Below are 1,039 nucleotides of genomic sequence, written 5' to 3'. Positions count from 1 at the left end.
TCCTTCAATAACTTCTGTTTTGTGACGGTAACAATGCTTTCTCCTCAATTCAACCATTTGATTTTCAAGACTGTGGGTCTTGTTTTGCTGGCCCTTGTTTCTGCATGCGGTGGTGGCGGGGGAGGGGGTGAAGGTCCCGCCATGCGTTTCGAGAGGATCACGCAGGGTGGTGTTGCTGCGGTCAGAGACAATGGGACTGGCCTGGTTTGGGCTGCGCAGCCCGCCGTCAATCAACTCAGTCCAGGCGCTTCTCCGACCGCGCAGGAGTTGCTGACTTTGACCGATGCCGGAAAAGATGTGATTTCGGAAAACTTTCCTCTTTTCTTGAATCAAGAAATTCAAAGCCATGAATCTCGTACGCGTGAAGTTTTGATGGGCAGTGAAACAACCATTGAGACGCTTCCATGGTTGGTCAGTTTCTCGCCCAGCAACTTTGGCCAAGTCAGAGATGGCGAACCCTTGACCGGCGCCCCATTTTCGAGCTTGAGAGTGCTTGACCGCTCCAAGTTCAGCCCATCAAGTTTCGTCCGCAATCCAGTGTTGAGCAATACGGTGCTGCAAGGCGACTTGATGTGGCAGCTGTGTACCCACGGCACCACCTACAACAGTGCGGCTGAGGTCTGCGAAGGCGTGCCTGAAGCCCTCGAATTCACTGAAGCCCAAGATTTGGCCACGCGGTTATCGAGCCAAAGGTACGGTGGCTTTTCTGGCTGGCGTCTTCCCACGAAGCAGGAACTCCAAAAAATGCTCAACCTGAGCAATGCCAACGATTCTTTGCTGGTCGCGCCCTTTTTTGCTGTAGAACAGGCGACACTGAACAATTGGTCTGCCAGTCCGTACTCAACCATGGAATACTGGACCAGCACAAGCGCCCCTTCAAGCCCAAGCGATCCGACGGAACCAGTCCTCTGGGTGGTGGATTTCCGACTGGGCCAGGATTTGGGCGGAGTGAATACGACCAATGTCAGTCGCGTCAAAGCCCTGGTTCGCTTGGTGCGCAACCTGAACTGATTGCCGTTTGAACATCTTCCGCAGAGCC

Annotated in this window: 1 protein-coding gene; it reads left to right on the top strand. The window is 53.8% G+C overall.

All coding sequences use genetic code 11. The features are described 5' to 3' along the window. The first annotated feature begins 33 nt into the window (after nt 1-33). Nucleotides 34-1,011, top strand: a complete 978-nt coding sequence (locus tag ACHEXK_RS11140; RefSeq protein WP_416546174.1) for a DUF1566 domain-containing protein — start codon at nt 34-36, stop codon at nt 1,009-1,011. The last annotated feature ends 28 nt before the right edge of the window (nt 1,012-1,039 follow it).

Source organism: Limnohabitans sp. DCL3 (genome assembly GCF_048019295.1).
Classification (GTDB): domain Bacteria; phylum Pseudomonadota; class Gammaproteobacteria; order Burkholderiales; family Burkholderiaceae_C; genus Limnohabitans_A.
The sequence above is the reverse complement of the archived record's forward strand: the minus strand, read 5'-3'. Positions and strand labels throughout refer to the sequence as shown.